Source organism: Geoalkalibacter subterraneus (assembly GCF_000827125.1).
In the GTDB taxonomy this organism is placed as follows: Bacteria; Desulfobacterota; Desulfuromonadia; order Desulfuromonadales; family Geoalkalibacteraceae; genus Geoalkalibacter_A; species Geoalkalibacter_A subterraneus.
This window is the reverse complement of record NZ_CP010311.1, coordinates 1,263,089-1,281,077: the sequence shown is the minus strand read 5'-3', so window position 1 is coordinate 1,281,077 and position 17,989 is coordinate 1,263,089. Positions and strand designations below refer to the sequence as shown.

Here is a 17,989-nt window from a genome sequence, read left to right as displayed (position 1 = left end):
CTGTAAAACGGTACTCAGCGCCCCTTTTCTTTGCCCATCAGCATTCTTCGCGCGCTGTTGACGATAACCTGCGAAACATTACGGCTTTTTGAGAGCTGTTTCAATTCTTTTTCAGTAAAAGCCGACATGAAGCGTAAAGCCTTCGGCAGAGGGGTGCGAGGATGAATGGCCAGGGCTTTTTTAATTTCGTTGTTCTTGACCCATTCGGTATTGAGCAGAACGATCCGAATCAGGTCGTCACTGGCACTGCGGTTGCGGGTCACAGCGAGCACCTCGCCATCGGTGATGCGGGGATTTTTAAGCACGGCCGAAGAGACCAGCTTATTGGCGTCGCGCAGAAGGATCGATCTCCACTCCTTGTCGCCGGTCAACGCCATCTTGATCTTTTCAGAAACCGACAAATCCAACGACATCTGGTATTTGGACTGATTGATCTCACTGGACTCTGAAATGTCATCTTCCCGGCTATCTTCTGACGCCCTGTCTTTGTCCCCCTCGCTTTTGTCATCTTCACAATGTTCTGCAGATTTTTCGGCCTGCAAACTGCTCTCCCCTCCCCTCCCAGCCGATATCCTGTCTTTAATGCCCTTGCCTGCCCTGGGATTGTCCGCAATGGCTTCAAGAAGACCAGGGGCTGAAACACTGTATTTTTCGTCCTCAAGCAACAGTGAAAGTGTTTGTTCCCCTGCCTCACGGGCGAGAAAAAGAAGCGTGCGGTCTGAAACCCCCGGATTCTTAATCACGGAGGCCATGCAGTCCGCATCGTCATATCGAAGGCGGACAATGAGATGCAAAACCTTGGGAGGCGTGGCTTCATCACTCAAAAGTGAGTGTAAATGAACGACAGGAAGTTTTTTCAACGTGAGCAGAGCATGCTTGCGGATTTCTTCATCCTGTCCGAAAGCCAGGAAAACCAAGGCATAGGCAAGATCAGGCAGGGGATGCCGGGCCTTAGCGACCTCCAGGCGCTGAGTACGCGAAGAGCCGGGACCGATCTGCGCAGCGACCTGCGGGCTGACACGCAGGCGCAACCGTTCACCCTTTTCCATCGTCTCGACCGCCTGGGTTCAGCGCATTTTGACGATGAGAGTCTCCAACCCGGCATCATCCGCCTTTTGGGCGGCTGATCTGGCCTCGGCAAAGGACTCAAACGGACCGAACCGCAGAATCGACAGTTGAACATCGACGCTGGTCCGTTCGGCCTCAACATGGACTCCAGCCTCTGCAAGGCGCTGCGAGAGCCGATCGGCACGTTCTTCACTGCGGAAGGAGCCGGCATAAACCACCATCAGATCTCCGTCTTTGACGAAAAAAGGCTTTGCTCCGAGTTCTGTCAACCGAGCGATTTGTGTTTCTCCCTGGTTGGGGAAAAAGGTTCCGACCCGCAGCCGGATCATGCGGATTGGGCGTCGAGTTTCGAGAACCGAGGTTTCAAAGCCAAGATCATGCAGTTTCTTCTGGTCGGCGGCCAGATGTGCAGCGACACTGTAGGCGCCGACCTGGACCATGTAGGCTCCCTTGGCGACAGCCTTCTCACTGTCCTTTCCGGAAGAAACCGCTTGTTCTGATGCCGGTTTGGACTGCCCGGGTTCAGCGGCAGGACCGGGATCGGAATCATGCAAAAGGGCGGCGGTCTTGGCATCTTCGGAACCTTTTTTCGGGGCCTCATCCTGAACATTCTCCCGAACAGAAGAATCCGATTCTTCGCTCGCAATCGGCCCTGATTCCTCTTTCGTGGTCGAGGAGGCTGCATCTTTTTTTTCTTCCACAGCGTTACCCTCCGCCGCATCCGTAATCGGGATGGCCTGCGGTTGGTTTTTCGCAGCGGGACGGGGGATGGCTTGTTTTTGAACGGCAGGCTTCTCGGTGCCGTCCTGCTTGTTTACCGGGGGTTCGGTTTGATCAGAGGGGGAGGATGCATCCTCAGGTGCCGTAACTGTCTTTGATTGCGTTTGCGGTTTTTGGGAGACTTCTTTCTCGCGATTGGGGATGGGGCGGGTCTCTCTTTGGGCAACAGAGTCGCCCGACACTCCAGAAGAATTCAAAGACTGCTGGGGCGCAAAATAGACAAACCAGGCGACGGCGGCCAGGACGACCAGCAGAAGCACAAGCACAAGCAGAAGCGGGCGCACGGATCGTCCCTGCGGAGGAGGCGAAACAGGCTCGTTGGGCACATCCCCGCTGTGGGCCTGAACGTCTTTTTCCTGTTGCGTATCCTGTTGTGCGGATTCTGTCTGACGATCGATCTCTTTTTTCACATCATCCTTGCCAGTCATCCGGATTGATCCTCCTGATATCGCGCCATACCCCATTGCAGAAAAGACCGGAGATCGGTCCGGCGGCAGGAAAAACCGGCCGCCGGACGTCCGGGAGACACATTGGGGTGACAGTTTTCGGCCCGCTATTCGGCCTTTTTCAGATCCGCAAGTATCTTTGCGGTCAAATGAGGCGGCACCTCTTCGTAGTGACTGAATTCCATGGTGAACATTCCGCGATCAGAGGTCATCGACCTCAATTCCGGTGCGTAACGCAACACCTCGGCCATGGGGACCTGAACACGAATCATCTGGCTGCCGGCCTTGGGCTCAACACCCAACACCTTGCCTCGGCGAGAGTTCATATCGCCGATGACATCTCCCATGCAATCATCGGGCACGCTAATCTCCATGGCCATGACCGGCTCCAGCAGCACCGGCTTGCATTCCTCCATCGCCTTCTTGAACGCCATGGATCCTGCAACCTTGAAAGCCATCTCCGACGAATCCACCGAGTGGTGGGAGCCGTCAACCAGCGTCACCTTGAAATCAACGACCGGGAAGCCCGCCAGAACACCGCGGTGGGACGCTTCCTGAATCCCCTTGTCGACTGCAGGGATATACTGCCTGGGCACAACTCCGCCGACGATTTTATCCACGAATTCATAACCTTCGCCGCGCGGCAGGGGCTCCATTTCAATCCAGACATCCCCGAACTGTCCGCGCCCACCGGACTGCTTTTTATATTTGCCCTGAACCTTGGTGCGCCCGGTGATTGTTTCACGATAAGGCACCTTGGGCTCAAGCAATTCAACTTCCACGCCAAATTTCCGTTTGAGCTTTTCCACGGCAACTTCCAGGTGGACCTGGCCCATGCCGGAGATGATCATCTCTCGCGTATCCTCATCACGGACCAGGTTGAGAGTCGGATCTTCATCCATCAGTTTGTGCAGGGCGGTGCTGAGTTTATCTTCATCCCCCTTGCTCTTGGTGCGCAGCGCAAAGGAGATGACCGGTTTGAGAGGCATGGGGCTTTCAAAGACGATCGGCTTGCTTTCATCGCACAGGGTGTCGCCGGTCGCGGTCACCTTGAGTTTGGGGATTGCGACAATATCGCCCGCGACGGCAAGGGACAGGGACTTATGCTTTTTGCCCTCCATCTCGTAAATATTGCCGACCCGCTCGGTGGCATCTTTATTGGGATTATAGACAGATGAGTCGGGCTTGAGACTGCCGGAGTAGACCCGTAGAAGAGTCAGCTTGCCGGTAAAAGGATCACTGATGGTTTTAAACACCATGGCCGAAAAAGGCTCATCCTCGTCCGGGCGACGGACCTCGTCGTCGCCGCTGAGAGGGTGACGACCATGCTGCTCGCCTTTATCGAGGGGCGACGGCAGACAATGAAGGATGTAATCGAGAAGTTGGCGGATGCCGATATTGGCGGTGGCGCTGCCGCACAGAACGGGGGTAAAAACTCCCGTCAGGGTCCCCTCGCGCAGCCCGCGCAGAAGATCCTCTACGCTGAGGTCTTCATTCTCAAGGTATTTTTCCATCAGTTCGTCATCGGCATCGGCAACCGCTTCGAGCAGAAGAACACGCAGCCGCTGTGCCTCGTCCAGCAGATCACCAGGGATATCCTGCTCTTCATAGGTTCCCTTCTCGTCAAACTGAAAAAGACGGGCCTTCATACGCACCAGGTCGATCACGCCTTTGAAGTCTTCCTCAGCGCCGATCGGCATGGTCACCGCGACCGGGCGGTTGTTGAGAGCCGCAGCCATGTCGTCGAGAGCCCGCAGGAAATTGGCCCGCTCGCGGTCCATCTTGTTGACGAAGGCGATGCGCGGCACCTCGAACTCGTCACACCAGTCCCATATCTGGCGCGTCTGGGCCTTGACCCCTGAAATGGCGGATACAATAACGACTGCACCGCCTAATATACGCAGGCAGTTGCGGGTATCGTGCAGAAAATTGGAGTAGCCGGGAGTATCGACCAGGTGCAGGCTGTAGCCCTGCCAGTCACAGTGATGAAGGCTGGAACTCAGGGTAATGCCTCGCTTGATCTCTTCGGGCTCGAAATCCATGTTCGAGGAACCGTCATCGACGCGCCCCAAACGATCGACCATTCCCGTGTCGAACAGCATGGCCTCTACCAACGAGGTCTTGCCCGCCCCTCCGTGCGCGACAATTCCAAGGTTTCTCAGCTTCGAGATGTCGTACTTTCCCATGGCTTCTCCTTTCAATTCCATTCAGTGGCGACCGACTGTCGCATGGCAATCCGCGGAAAAACACCCAGCAGGGCTAACGCCCTTATGATTTTTCACCTGAATCCGTTCACAACCTCCCGAGAATACTGGCTTTAAAGATGTTAATGGCATTTAAGTCTATCACCGCACCGGGGACCTGTCAAAACCGAGCCGGTGCCGTTCATGGATAATGCGCAATCCCTCAAGAGTAAGGTCCGCCGAAACCTCGTCGATGGTGGTCGAACTTTCGGCGACCAGGGGGGCAAGACCTCCGGTTGCAATCACCAGCGGGTCTTCACCACATTCAGCCTTCATGCGCTCAACGATTCCGTCCACAAGGCCGACATAGCCGTAAAATATGCCTGCCTGCATGCTGGAAACCGTATTTTTCCCGATGACGTGAGGAGGCCGGACAATATCCACACGGGGCAGTTTGCTGGCGCGCTGATGCAGGGCCTCAGCTGCAATGCCGATTCCCGGCGCAATTGCTCCCCCCTGGTAATTCCCCTGTGCGCAAATGTAATCGAACGTGGTGGCCGTGCCGAAATCCACGATGATCAGGGCGCGGTGATACCGTTCATAGGCGGCCACACCATTGACAACCCGGTCCGCCCCCACCTCCGAGGGATGATCATAGCAGATCGGCATGCCGGTGCGGGTGTCGGCCTCGACCACCAGCGGGACATGTTTGAAATACCGGCGGCACAGGGATTCAAATGTCACCAGCACAGGGGGAACCACGCAGGAGATGATCACATCTTCAACCTGGTCAAATCTCACCTGCGCCAGGGCAAAGAGATCATGGATGACCACCGCGTACTCATCGACCGTGCGGGACTTGTCCGTAGTGATGCGCCAGTCGTGCAACAACTGCCGGTCGCGGTACAACCCCAGAACGGTATTGGTATTGCCGATATCGATCGCAAAGAGCATATCGCTTATCCTGTTTCATCGTCGCTGGGGCGTACATCCCCGGAATAGATTTTCTCCAGAGTTCCCCCGGCATCCAACAGCAGGGCGCCGGTTTGATCGAGCCCGGCAAAACGACCTCGAATACGATCTGTGCCGCGATCAACCTCCACCACCCGCCCCTGCCAGCAGCACAGAGATTCCCACTGCTGCAAAATGGGTTCAAACCCTTCGTTGAGGTACTGGTGATAGAGCTGCTCAAGCTTTTCGAAGAGATGACGCGCCAGTGCGGCGCGCGGCCATTTGCGGCCGGAGGAGAGAAAAAGAGAAGTGGCGGGATAACGCAGATCGGTCGGGAACTGGGAGGCGGTCATATTGACGTTGAGACCGATACCGAGCACCACGGAATGAACACGCTCGCTTTCGGCGCTCATCTCGTTGAGAAGTCCCCCAACCTTGCAATCATCGATCAGGATGTCGTTCGGCCACTTGACACGGGCGTCCAGCCCCGAGAAGGAATTGATCGCCTGCGCCACCGCCACTGCCGAAACGAAGGTCAGCTGCGGAGCTCGATGAGGAGCGATGGGAGGGCGCAGCACGATGGAAGCGTAAAGATTGACGCCGGCAGGGGAGGCCCAGCGGCGGCCGAGGCGACCCTTTCCTGAGCTCTGCGCATCGGCAATTACGACCGTGCCGTCAGCCGCCCCCTCTTCCCCCATCAGCATGGCCTGGTGGTTGGTAGAGTCGACCTGATCAAACGCATACACATTTCGGGCGATAAAGCGCGTGTGCAGGCCGTTTTGAATCTCTGTCGGAGACAGAAGATCCGGCACCTGCACCAGCTGGTAACCCCGCCCGCTCGCCGCCCTGATTTCATAGCCGTGGCTGCGAAGCGCCTTGATGTGTTTCCATATTGCAGTACGCGAAATCCCCAGACGACGACTTAATTCCTCCCCCGAAATGCACCCGTCGGCATGGCGCAGCAGAGAAAGGACTTCTTCCTGGGCAGTGTGTCTGGAATCGTGCATAGACTCCGAACCGATAATTAGGATTTCAGAAAAATTTTACAGAGGCGGATAGTTCGGTCTCAAAAAATCGGGCATCTCAAATCAGCTTCAGACCTCGCTGTCGAACAGCATGGAGATATCGACAGCGCGATAGGAATGGGTTAACGCGCCCACGGAAATCAGGTTGACGCCGGTTTGAGCAATGCCCTGCACCCGGTTCAGGTCAACGCCTCCCGAGGCTTCGGTCAGGGTACGCCCGGCGACCAGATCAACCGCCTTGCGCAAGGTGTCGTTGTCCATATTGTCAAGCAGGATGATATCGGCACCGGCTTCGAGCGCTTCACGGACCTCGTCCAGATTGCGCGTCTCGATTTCAATTTTATGGATATGAGACAGCCTTCTGCGGGCGCGCTGCACTGCAGCGGAGATACCGCCGGCCGCCGCGATGTGATTTTCCTTGATCAAAACGCCATCATAGAGAGCATAGCGATGATTGCGCCCGCCGCCGACGCGAACCGCATATTTTTCCAGAACGCGTAGGCCAGGGGTGGTTTTGCGGGTATCGACAATCTGCGCCTCGGTTCCCTCCACTGCCGCGACAAAGTGGGCCGTCATAGTCGCAATGCCGCTCATGCGCTGCAGGAGATTCAGGGCGACCCGCTCTGCCTGCAGCAGACTGGCGGCAGGCCCGGAGACCTGTGCCAGCTCGTCGCCGATCTTGAGTTCATCACCATCCTGATGACGGGCCGTGAATTTGATGGAAGAATCCACCATGGCAAAAACGCGACGTGCCACATCAAGCCCTGCCAGGGTGAAAGGCTCTTTTGCCACAAGGCGCGCCTGGCCCTGGGTTTCCGGAGCAATGGTCGCTTCAGTGGTCAGATCACCTGCACCGATATCCTCGGCCAGAGCAGTGTGGATTATGCGATCGACTTCGAACATGAAAAACTCCATAAAGTTATATAAAAACAATTCCTTATAGCATACCACCCCCCCCCTCGCAACGCAAAAAACAACCGGTTTTCAACGGCTATACCCCGGTTGTCCCATAGACGGGGACCACACGACATACCATTGTATACGCGCATCTATTCACCTCGTGGAGTCACAGCTCCCATGACGCGGGTGTTTGGCGCCAGGGAGGGCGCCAATCAAACGGCCAGGGAGGGCGAAAAGTGGCTCTCGTCATGGGAGTTGCGACTCCATGCTGAATGGTTACGTATACGCTTTACTTTTGAAAGAAAGGTTGTTAAAAACATACAACAAATCGCATGAAAAGCATTTGAACGGCACAGCAGCAGCTCAGGGCTGAAAAAAGCCAGGATTTGCTGAATCGATACGGCGCAAAAACCTCAGCGATCGGGGATATTTATGAAGAACCGCAACGAATTGATCTGCCCCAACTGTTTCGGCTCTGAGCACCGAGAGGTGCTGGCCACCGCCACTTCACGCAATGTGGTGCGCGACGGGGCCGCGACTGACCCGGACAGGCACATCCGCCCGGCGCGCAGCGACCGGGAAGGCACTTTGCACAAGATGTTCTGCAGTCGTTGCGGTCATGAAATCAAGCGCGGGGGGAATCGGGTCTGAAACGATTCCCCCTTTGGCTTTGTACGTGATCTTGCACTTAGTTTTTTTGCCAGGAGTTCGGTATGAAAAAGTTCGCCCGTTGGGGTGTTTTACTGTTGTGCCTGCTTGCAACGGGGTGCGTAGGCAAAAGCACATACCAGTCTAAAGTCGAAGAGGCCACGGAACTCAGTACCCGCATTGCTGACCTGCAGGCCCGGATGGAGCAGTTGGAGGAAGACAGGCGGGAAGCTCTCAACCAGAACAGCACTCTTGAGCGCAAACTTGCCGACGCCCTTGAAAAAAAATCCTCCCTCAATCAGGATCTTCTGCGCGCCCGCGCCAATCTCGATCGCAGCGAAAAAGCTCTCAATGCAAAGGATGCGGAGACCGGCAGGATCATCAGCGAAATGCGCACCCGGGTGGATGAACTCGAAATTCGCAATCGCGAACTGAGCCGCGAGGTGGAGAGAGAGCGACTTGCGCGACAGGCCCGTCTGGCTCAGATGAAAAGCACCTACGATGAACTTGTCGATAAGCTTGAAAATGAGATTGAACGCGGCGAGATCACCATTTCAGAACTGCAGGGTAAGCTGACGGTCAATATGGTCGAGCGCATCCTGTTTGATTCGGGCAAAGCGGATATCAAGGACAAAGGGCTTGAGGTCCTGTCACGGGTGGGGCAAATCCTGGCGGAGTCCACTGACCGGGACATCCGCGTTGAGGGGCACACCGACAATATCCCCATCAGCCCTCGCCTGCAGGAGAAATTCCCTACCAACTGGGAGCTTTCCACCGCACGCGCCACCAATGTCGTGCACTTTCTTCAGAAAACCAGCAAGATCGCACCGGAGCGCCTGGTCAGTTGCGGCTACGGACCCTATCGCCCGGTGGAAAGCAACGACACCGCCGAAGGGCGCACCCAGAACCGTCGTATCCAGATCGTGCTGGCCCCCGCCGAACCGGGCGACTCATCCCCGTAACTTCACCCGTACCCAAAGGGATCAGCGTAGCAGCCTTAGCAGGTAAACAAAGGTTCCACCAACGGAAACACTGGCCAGAATATTTCCCAGGTGGCTTACCACGCTTGAGAACTGATAGCGAAACGGGTATTCCCCGGCCAACGTCTGCAGGTCGTACACCTGGATGTACAGGGCGGCACCTTTCCAAAGAAAAAGACAGACAAAGACCCCCATGAATGCCACGAAACCGCGGGCAATCGGCGTATCTTTGACGTTAAGATAGATTTTGCGCAGCATATCGATATTGATGATCGACAAAAAGACCCAGTTGGCATTTTCGATTATGCGGATGACCTCAAGGGTACGGGAGGAAGGCTCCGGATTAATAGCGACAAAAATCACCGATCCCAGAATCACCAGTGCAGTCCCCATGAAGACATATCTTCGCCGCCCCTCAAGTTCCAGGGTGCGGGAAAAGAGGTAATATTCCATAAAACCGTGCGTCATGACCATGATGGCGATGGTACCGATAATCGACCCAAGAGCCTGGACCCTGGGCAGATCGGCTCCAGGAAGAAAGGGGATCGCTGTAGGGATCACCACGCCGACCAGTATCAGAAAAAAGCCCAGCGAAATGCTGGTCCATACCCGGGCGCTGCCCAAGCTGAAATAAAAAGAGACGATTCCTGCAATCAGCCAGAGACCGAGTTGCAACAGGCTCAAATCCATCGGCTACATCCTCCTGAAAAAAATACCGGTCCTTTAATTCCTCGCACCGGGATTATCACAAATCCTTCTGCAGGCAGGCTTTAACTCCGCCTTTCATCTCTTCAAGCATTCGATTGACGGCATTGGACCCGGCCAGCATGCGCGCGGCCTTATTGAATTTGACGTAAAAATCAACCAGCGAAGCCTCCGTCATCGGTCCCTCGCTCTTGACGGTGCGTTCAAATTCCTTGTCCGCCAACCCTGCGCCGGTTTTCCCCAGATACTTCTGTGCTGTTTCGCACAGGAAAAGCTGAACGTTTCTGCGCCGCTGGCGGTCGCGCTCTTCACTGATCCGCCCCTGCTGCTCCTCGATCTTGCGCAGCGTTTCCTGCTGACGCGTTCGCGCACCCTGCCACAGGGAAGTGAGATCGACCGACTGTTGAAGATCCGTCAGCATCAGCTCTTCAAGATTTTTGGTCGTCAGAACGTCGATCTTGGCGCCGGGGAGCTTGGCAATGGACATGGAAGCGTCGGCAGTCGTTTCAATCCCCGTTGAACCGTCGCGAAAAAACCCAAGGGGATGGCCCTGGTCATAGAAAATCAATGCAATACGGTCACCGGCGTAAATCCGCAGGCAGCCATTCATGCGTTTTTCTTTAATGCGGGCAAGAAGCGCCTTGATGTCAATAAGCTTCAGGTCCTGCCCCTGATACAGCAGCTCACCATGAAGAAGGGCGTGAATGCTCAGAGCGACCTCGGGTGCCAGCTTGTAGATGTCAAGCCGTGCATCTCCCTGCTGAGACTCATCAAAAATGCGCCCGATGGCATCTTCGGCGACCGATCGCTCGCCGTGCCCCTCGAACAGGGCGCTGACAAGTTTGCCCTTCTCATAAATCAGAATCCCGGTCCCTGATCCCGTTTCGAACCGCAGATAGCCGGTGAAGCGGCCGGCCTGCAATTTTTTAAAAGCCCCCGGCAGATCGATGCGTGCGGGATTGAGGCTTTCCTTGACCGGGTTTCCACGTGGCAATAGAATCATGCGACTAATCTCTCCCGATGTGGAATGAATTCAATGACATGCTTTTTCAGACAATCAGACACTCTTCGCACCTCGGTCACCCCCTGGTCCACTGTCGAAATTGTCGGCGAAGCCGACAGAAATCTCTGTATCCCCGGGCGGTAAGAAACGCCTCCGGCCTTTCCCCTCCATCCGCCAGAAAAATCCGCACCGCAGGCAGTTCCTGCATCAGGCGCCCGGTCATATTGGAAAACACCCGGGCCATCTCTGCGTCGCCCGGCACAGCATGGCAGGTCTCCGGCGCGCCCTCTTCATCCAGAGCCTGCAGAGAGAGAACCAGACCAGGACTCCAGCCCGGCTCATTCTTCGTCAGCGCCAGGAGATTGCTGTCCAGAACGGAAAGATCAACTCCAACATTCTCTGCCAGCTCTTCCATGCAGGAATGGTGGATGAAGCCGTGGCGTCTGCGAGCGGTGTCTTCCCAGTACCACAGACGAGCTGATTCATCAGTATCCAATCCGCACCACGGGCATTGCGGTTGAAACCGGGCAGCCCGGGTACGAGAGAGAAGCTCCTGTCGGCGGGTTCCCGGCGGCTTTCCGTTCGCAACCTCCTTTGGCCGGTCGTAGCGATCGAGAACAAACGCGGCCAGTTCGCGAAATCCCCGCTGAAACGGCCCTGCAGGCAAGCGGTGCATCACCGAGCAAAAGGGGTTCGCGGGGGAGGTGTTTTCTGCAAGGTCGAAAGCGTGCTCCAGCGCCAGCGGGGTCACAGGGAAGCCGAACTCTTCCGCATAGGAAGCGAGATATTCCTGCCACCCGGCATCGCCTCCGCCAGGCGTCTGCGCTTCAACCTGATTGGGCAGCAGCCACAGAGCTTCACGCTGAAGGCCGGCCTCTCTCGCCGCTGCGACCAAAACAGACAGATCCCGCCAGGGACGGTGTCCGCAAAGAGGCGCCAGCACGAGGTTGCACGCTTCGAGGACCCGGCGGGTGGCGTCCTGCAGCCCGGAGGCGGTGTCAAATATGAGGATCCCTTCCGCCGAGGAGCGTGTCAGAGTGCGGCGCAGTTCTCCCCTTTCGATGGAGTAAAAATCCCCTCCGTTTTCTCCGGCTAAAAACTGAACGCCGTACTGACCCAGATGAGCCGCCTCGGCAAAGGAGCTGCCGGAGAAAAGATCGCCGCCGCCGCAAAGCCCTTCTCCACTGATGGATAAAAAATCCGCGACGTTGAAGTGGGGGTCGAGGGAGATCAGGGTCACCGGCAGATCTTCCCTAAATGCTTTGAGATAGATGGCGAGGTTGAGCGCTATGGTGCTCTTTCCCACCCCCGGTGTGATTCCGGCAACCGCGATCGCAAAAACCGGCGAAGAAGACTTCGAGGGGTCGCCGCACTCTCGGCTCATCCGGCTGCCTCGACGTCGAGATCCGCCCACCGTTCGTAAAGCTCGTCCAGTTCACGGCGCAGCTCTTCATGACGGTCGGCCGCCTCGCGTGCAGCCTGCGGATCGTTGAACACTTCCGGACGCGCCATCCGCTCTTCCAGGTCCGCCAGTTCCGATTCGTGGTTTTCAATTTTTTCCTGGATCTCTTCAAGATCTTTCTGTCGGCGGCGTTCCAGCCGTTTGGCTTCTTTTCGCTCGGCATGGGAAAGGGTACGCTCTTCGGAATCGGCTGGAGAGGTTGCGGGAGACGCTTTCCTACCCTCGATATGTTCAACCCGCTCACGGCTGTGACTGTTATCGCCCTGCCGCTCCTTGAAACGCAGAAAATCCTCGTAGTTGCCGGGGTGACTCAACAATTTCCCCCGCCCTACCTCCACGACCCGGGTCGCCAGATCATCGACGAAGTAACGATCATGCGATACGAAAACCAGCGTCCCCCGATAATGGTGCAAGGCATCGAGCAAAACCTCTTTGGACTGCAGGTCGAGGTGGTTGGTCGGCTCGTCCAGCAAAAGCAGGTTGGCGGGATGAAGCAGCATTCCGGCCAGGGCGAGGCGGTTGCGCTCTCCACCGGAGAGGACGCCGACTTTTTTCTGAACGTCGTCGCCGGAGAACAGAAAAGACCCCAGCACGTCGCGTACCCGCGGCACCATTTCAAAAGGAGCGGCGGCGGTGATTTCCTCGAGGACGGTCCGGTGCGGATTGAGGACCTTGGCCTGATCCTGGGCGAAATAACTCAGTTTGAGGTTATGGCCGGACACGCGCTGCCCCTGCCACGGCTCTTCCTGCCCTGCCAGAATGCGCATCAGGGTTGACTTGCCGGCACCGTTGGGCCCGACAAGGGCCACTCTTTCCCCCCGTTCAATATTCAGGTCAACACCGTCAAGCACCACCAGGTCGTCATAGCCATGCCGCACCCCTTCCAGGGTCAGGGCCAATCGCCCGCCTTTGGGCGGATCGGGGAAGCGAAAGGAGATGCGCTTGCGAACCGGCGGCACTTCGATCCGCTCGATTTTCTCCAATTGCTTGACCCGGCTCTGGACCAGGGAGGCCTTGTTGGCCTGGTAGCGAAAGCGGCTGATGAACGCTTCGATGCGGGCGATCTCCTCGTCCTGGCGTTTCTTTGCCTCCCGCAAGGCGGCCACATGCTCATCACGCGCCCTGAGATAGTGACTGTAGCTGCCGGGGTATTCGGTGAGGCGCCCATTCCAGATCTCAACAATTCGATTGACGACGCGGTCCAGGAAGAATCGATCATGGGAAACCAGAACGACGGCGAACGGGTAGTTGGAAAGATAATCTTCAAGCCAGTCGCGGGCAGGTAGATCCAGATGATTGGTCGGTTCGTCAAGCAGCAGTAGATTGGGACGCCGCAGCAGCAGCTTGGCCAGGCCGATGCGCATCTGCCAACCGCCGGAGAACTGCTCACAGGGTTTTGTCCAGTCTTCTTCGGCAAAGCCCAAGCCGTGGAGCACCTTTCCGATTTCAGCCTCCATGGTGTAGCCACCGCGCTGGTGAAAAAGCTCCTGCAGCTGGGAGTACCTCTCAAGGTCGCGCGCTTCGTTGCGGGCCGCAATATCGCGTTCGAGATGTTTCATCTCGCGCTCCATGGCCGTGATCTCATACAGCGCACTGCGAACCTCTTCAAAAAGCACAAGACCGGAATGCTCAAGCCCATCCTGGGGAAGGTAGCCGATCGTGGTGTCACGTGCCATCTGCACCTGACCCTCATCGGCATCGACCTGCCCCGCCAACAGGCGAAGAAGGGTGGTCTTGCCTGCGCCGTTTTCCCCACAGAGCCCGATCCGGTCCTGCGGGCCGATGGTCCAGTCGATGCCGGCAAAGACAGCATGGTCGGCGAAATATTTTCGAACCTGTCGTAATTGATACATGGCCTTTTTTATAACACAGCCCCAGGATCTGGTGAAGCAGATAAAAAGACTGTCTTTTTCCGACTTTGCCCTATCCAAAGCGGCATCTCTCTGCTATATTCTTCAAAACTTGCCGGCTTGCGCCGACAGTTTGAAAAGAATTTCATAGACCCGTGCTCTGTACGAAGAGAACACGGCGACGTCTGAATAAAGAAAGATATAAAGCACCCCCCTTTTCCGCCCGGCGCCTCCGGAATACGATGGCTGCTGCGAAGGTTCCTCTATTATGGGACCATCGCCGGCATACCCCGTTGAGGCCGCCGCGCCATGACCTGCACCTCGCAACACTGGTGCGCGAACCCGTTTCGGAAGCGCGATTTTTCGCACTTTCAGAAGGAATGAAATGAATGAGTCGTAAAATGCTGATCAACGCCACCCATCCGGAGGAGCATCGGGTGGCTATTGTCGAGGACGGTTATCTGACTGAACTCGACATCGAAACTACAGCCAAGGAACAGACACGCGGAAACATCTACAAAGCAGCAGTCATAAGGGTTGAAAGCGGCTTGCAGGCCGCTTTTGTTGATTATGGCGGGGAACGCCTGGGGTTTCTGCAGATCAGCGAAATTCACCCCAGCCTTTACCCTCCTTCGCCCGGAGACGATCGGCGGGGGCGCCCCCGCATCAACGACATCCTGAGGCCGGGACAGGAGATTCTTGTCCAGGTGACCAAGGAAGAACGAGGCACCAAGGGTGCAGCGCTGACGACTTATCTTTCGCTGGCCGGCCGCTACATGGTGCTGATGCCGGAGAGCCCCACCAAAGGGGTTTCCCGAAAGATCGAGGAAGAGTCCGAGCGCAAGAAACTCAAAAAAGCCATGGCGGAGCTCGATCTGCCCGAGAACATGGGCTACATCGTGCGCACCGCAGGGATTGGCAAGGCGCCCGAGGAATTGCGTCGTGATTTCGAAAATCTGGTGGAGATCCATCGCGGCATCCAGGAACGTGCCCGCCAGGCCAAGGCTCCCTGCCTCATCTTTCGTGAATCCAACCTGATCATTCGCTGCATCCGCGATTACTTCACCGAAGAGACCGAAGAAGTTCTGATTGACGATCCGGTCATGTATGAAGCCGCCCGCGATTTTTTCCGCATGCTGATGCCGGACAAAGTAAAACTGGTCAAACTGCACCAGGAACGGCGCCCCATTTTCAGCCGCTATCAGATCGAAGAGCAGATCGAAACCATCAACCACAACAAGGTGAACCTGCCGTCGGGAGGGTCCATCGTTCTTGACACGACCGAAGCGCTGGTTGCGGTTGATGTCAACTCGGGCAAGATGTCCTCTGAACAGGGGATTGAAGCGACCGCCTACAAGACCAATCTGGAAGCCGCCGAAGAGACTGCCCGCCAACTGCGGCTGCGAGACCTGGCCGGCCTGATTGTCATCGACTTCATCGACATGCGCGATCGCAAGAACATCCGGGCCATTGAAAAAAAGATGCGTGATGCCCTCAAAAAGGACAAATCGCGCGTTACCGTCGGCCGCATCAGCCAATTCGGCCTTCTGGAAATGAGTCGCCAGCGCCTCAAGCCGAACCTGTCTGCCGCTTCATACCGGGTTTGCCCGCAGTGTCAGGGGCATGGGCAGATCAAAAGCGTTGAAACTCAGGGGTTGGCTTTTCTGCGACGCATTCAGGCCGCCTCGGCCGCAAAAGGCCAACTGCAGCGCATTGAGGGGCGCCTGCCACTGGAAGTGGCGGATTATCTCCTGAATATCAAGCGGGAAGAACTCAGTGAAATGGAGCGGCGCTATGACATGGAAATCATCCTGCATGGCCAGGCCGGAATGCTGCCCCATGAAGCCGAACTCAACACCATCCGTCGCGAAAAAGAGGAAACGTCCTCAGAGAATGGCGATATCGCGCCGATCAACCTGGTCTCCCAGGTCGACTCCGTTTTAAACGGCGGCAGCAACGAAAAAGATGAAGACCGTTCGGGCAAAGAGAGTGATGCTGCACCGGAAGAGGCTGCCGCCCCTGCGGCAGAAAACGCGTCGACGGAGCAGGCTCCCAAAAAGCGCCGTCGGCGGCGGCGGCGCAAAAAGCCCTCCACCAGTGAAGCCACCGGCACGGAGGCGGCCCAGGGCCCTGCGGAGCCCGTGCAAATGGAAAAGAAGGAAAAAGAAATCGCAGCTGAAAAAGAAGGCGAACCTGCCACCGATCAGCCTGCTGCGTCCACTGCTCCCCTTGTAGAAAAAGAGCCTGAAGCACCGCCAGTACCCAAGAGGTCTACGCTTCAGCGAACAGCACAAGGGGAAGAGGCGGCCCAGTCTGAAGCGAAGGCCGAGACAAAAGAGGAACCCAAAACGGCGCCACCACGAGCGCGCGCGCCTCGTCGCCGCAAACCCGCAAGACCTAAATCGGCAGAATCGCCGAGCGTGCAGACCAACTCTGCGGGTGAAGAACCCTTCGCGGACGAAACTGCCCCGAAGCCTCCCCAAAAGAGACCAGAGGCACCCCGGGAGCCGGCCGCTGCTCAATCCGAACAGAAACAGGAAACTCAACCGGAGCAAACACCGGAACCTGAAGCAAACGCTTCGGAAGCGGAAACCCAAGCGGCTGCACCGCGCAAACGCCGGGGACGTCCCAGGAAAACCGAGGCAAAAAAAGAACAGGAACAGGAAAAAGAAAAAACCGAGATGTCCCCTGCTCAAGGAGCGCCTCCGCAACAGGGCGCGGCAGAGGGAGAAGCCAGGGAAACAGAGGCCAAGCCTGCACCGCGCCGTCGTACAACGCGCAAGGCGTCAACCAGCACCAGAGTAACCGCCCGAAAGGCAGCTGAAAAAGCAGAAAACGCCGCAGAGCCCTCTGAAAGCCCGAAGAAAGAGACTTCGAAGGGTGGGGAACCTGAAGCCGAAGCCGCCGCCAAAAAGGCGACTTTGCCCCGGACGCGACGCACCCCAACGACACGAAAAACACCCGCGCGCACCAAGGCCACCGAAAAAAAGGCCGAGGCTGAGCCGGAACCCATGCCGGGAAAAGACGCAAGCGACAAGACGAGCCCGACAGAAACGGCTTCCAAGACTGAAAAGTCAACGGCTGCGAAAAAAACGCCCGCCGAACCTCGCACCCGGCGAACCGCGGCGCGCACCACCAAAACGGACAAAGCTTCTCAATCTGAATCTTCACCGGATAAGGACCAGGAAAACTCTGATCAATAAAGAAAACGCCGGAGGCGGTCGACCCGCCTCCGGCGTTTTATTTGTGACATGATTTTGAGTCCGCTATTTTTTTCTGAGGAACACAACCAGAGCCCCTTCGCCGCCGTATCGCTGAGGGGCTCTTCCCCATTCGGCCACCCATTTCCGGCCGTCGTCATCGAGAAAGCGCTCCATTTCACTGCGCAGAACCGGCTCACTTCCCGATCCGCGCCCCCGTCCGGTGATCAGTAACGCCACGCGAACATCCTGATAGACGCAATTATCGAGGAAATAAGCAACACGCTGGCGGGCCTGCTCACGATCCAAACCGTGAAGATCGATTTCAGCACCGGGAGTGAGGCGACCACGCACCAAGTCACGCATACGGCGCGGCAGGGCACGGGCCGGTTCTTCCGGAGGCAGCTCATCGCTGAAGGTGGCGTCCATCTGCCCCACAGCCTCAAGGAACAGAGAGTGGTCATCCTTTGGCTGCTGGACCGCACCATCTTCCACGACCCGGTCGTTTATCCCATCCGATTGATCCGGGGTCGATGCAACCCTACAACCCTTTTTAAAAGGCTTGACGCCCAGCGAAACCATCTCCTCAAGGAAGTCAAGCCCTTCACTCGGGGCGCGTCCGGGAGGGGGATCTGCGGGAGCGGGCTTGCCGGCAGCAGGCCCTGGCCCCTTGTCGTCAGCGAGATTGCAGCCCTTCAATGCACTGAAAGGGCTGTTTTTAAATGTTTTCTGGCCGGCATTGCCGGCTTGTTTCTTTTTACGGGACATGGCCTGACCCTGGCGGATTC

At 56.8% G+C, this 17,989-nt stretch carries 14 protein-coding genes; 3 read left to right on the top strand and 11 right to left on the bottom strand.

The genetic code is table 11. The features are described from left to right. Positions 1 to 14: 14 nt before the first annotated feature. The 6 genes from GSUB_RS17925 to nadC all read right to left on the bottom strand — a co-directional run bounded on the left by GSUB_RS17925 (position 15) and on the right by nadC (position 7,356). Entirely contained in the window at positions 15 to 1,049 is a 1,035-nt protein-coding gene (locus GSUB_RS17925) for a hypothetical protein (RefSeq protein ID WP_052464616.1), read from the bottom strand. Positions 1,050 to 1,067: 18 nt separating this feature from the next. Further along, a complete protein-coding gene (locus tag GSUB_RS05765) occupies positions 1,068 to 2,276 on the bottom strand; it encodes an SPOR domain-containing protein (protein WP_040199698.1) in 1,209 nt (402 codons plus the stop codon). A 125-nt stretch (positions 2,277 to 2,401) separates the two neighbouring features. Next, entirely contained in the window at positions 2,402 to 4,480 is a 2,079-nt protein-coding gene (fusA, locus tag GSUB_RS05760; protein ID WP_040199696.1) for an elongation factor G, read from the bottom strand. A 159-nt stretch (positions 4,481 to 4,639) separates the two neighbouring features. Then, positions 4,640 to 5,431 carry a type III pantothenate kinase gene (locus GSUB_RS05755; protein WP_040199695.1) on the bottom strand — a complete coding sequence of 264 codons (792 nt, stop codon included), beginning with the start codon at positions 5,429 to 5,431 and terminating at the stop codon, positions 4,640 to 4,642. Between the two features lie 5 nt (positions 5,432 to 5,436). After that, a complete protein-coding gene (locus tag GSUB_RS05750; RefSeq protein ID WP_040199693.1) occupies positions 5,437 to 6,435 on the bottom strand; it encodes a biotin--[acetyl-CoA-carboxylase] ligase in 999 nt (332 codons plus the stop codon). An 87-nt stretch (positions 6,436 to 6,522) separates the two neighbouring features. Then, positions 6,523 to 7,356, bottom strand: a complete 834-nt coding sequence (nadC, locus tag GSUB_RS05745) for a carboxylating nicotinate-nucleotide diphosphorylase (protein WP_040202153.1) — start codon at positions 7,354 to 7,356, stop codon at positions 6,523 to 6,525. Between the two features lie 429 nt (positions 7,357 to 7,785). On the opposite strand from nadC, the gene GSUB_RS05740 reads away from it, so the two are divergent. Both GSUB_RS05740 and GSUB_RS05735 read left to right on the top strand, forming a co-directional pair. After that, complete coding sequence (locus GSUB_RS05740; RefSeq protein ID WP_040199691.1) at positions 7,786 to 8,004, top strand: hypothetical protein; 219 nt, start codon at positions 7,786 to 7,788, stop codon at positions 8,002 to 8,004. 62 nt (positions 8,005 to 8,066) lie between these two features. Further along, complete coding sequence (locus tag GSUB_RS05735; RefSeq protein WP_040199689.1) at positions 8,067 to 8,963, top strand: OmpA family protein; 897 nt, start codon at positions 8,067 to 8,069, stop codon at positions 8,961 to 8,963. 21 nt (positions 8,964 to 8,984) lie between these two features. On the opposite strand, the gene GSUB_RS05730 is transcribed toward GSUB_RS05735, so the two are convergent. The 4 genes from GSUB_RS05730 to GSUB_RS05715 form a co-directional block, all read right to left on the bottom strand. Further along, positions 8,985 to 9,671 carry a hypothetical protein gene (locus GSUB_RS05730; RefSeq protein WP_040199688.1) on the bottom strand — a complete coding sequence of 229 codons (687 nt, stop codon included), beginning with the start codon at positions 9,669 to 9,671 and terminating at the stop codon, positions 8,985 to 8,987. 55 nt (positions 9,672 to 9,726) lie between these two features. Beyond that, positions 9,727 to 10,689 (bottom strand): DUF2226 domain-containing protein, encoded by a 963-nt coding sequence (locus GSUB_RS05725; protein ID WP_052464614.1) that lies wholly within the window; start codon positions 10,687 to 10,689, stop codon positions 9,727 to 9,729. Between the two features lie 76 nt (positions 10,690 to 10,765). Then, positions 10,766 to 12,073 carry a nucleotide-binding protein gene (locus GSUB_RS05720; RefSeq protein WP_040199686.1) on the bottom strand — a complete coding sequence of 436 codons (1,308 nt, stop codon included), beginning with the start codon at positions 12,071 to 12,073 and terminating at the stop codon, positions 10,766 to 10,768. Further along, positions 12,070 to 14,004 carry an ABC-F family ATP-binding cassette domain-containing protein gene (locus tag GSUB_RS05715; protein ID WP_040202151.1) on the bottom strand — a complete coding sequence of 645 codons (1,935 nt, stop codon included), beginning with the start codon at positions 14,002 to 14,004 and terminating at the stop codon, positions 12,070 to 12,072. Before GSUB_RS05715 ends, GSUB_RS05720 begins: the two co-directional genes overlap by 4 nt. Positions 14,005 to 14,390: 386 nt before the next feature. On the opposite strand from GSUB_RS05715, the gene GSUB_RS05710 reads away from it, so the two are divergent. After that, positions 14,391 to 17,204: an Rne/Rng family ribonuclease gene (locus GSUB_RS05710; protein WP_052464612.1), complete on the top strand. Its 2,814-nt coding sequence runs from the start codon at positions 14,391 to 14,393 to the stop codon at positions 17,202 to 17,204. A 63-nt stretch (positions 17,205 to 17,267) separates the two neighbouring features. On the opposite strand, the gene GSUB_RS17920 is transcribed toward GSUB_RS05710, so the two are convergent. Next, entirely contained in the window at positions 17,268 to 17,969 is a 702-nt protein-coding gene (locus GSUB_RS17920; RefSeq protein ID WP_052464611.1) for a Smr/MutS family protein, read from the bottom strand. Positions 17,970 to 17,989: the final 20 nt, after the last annotated feature.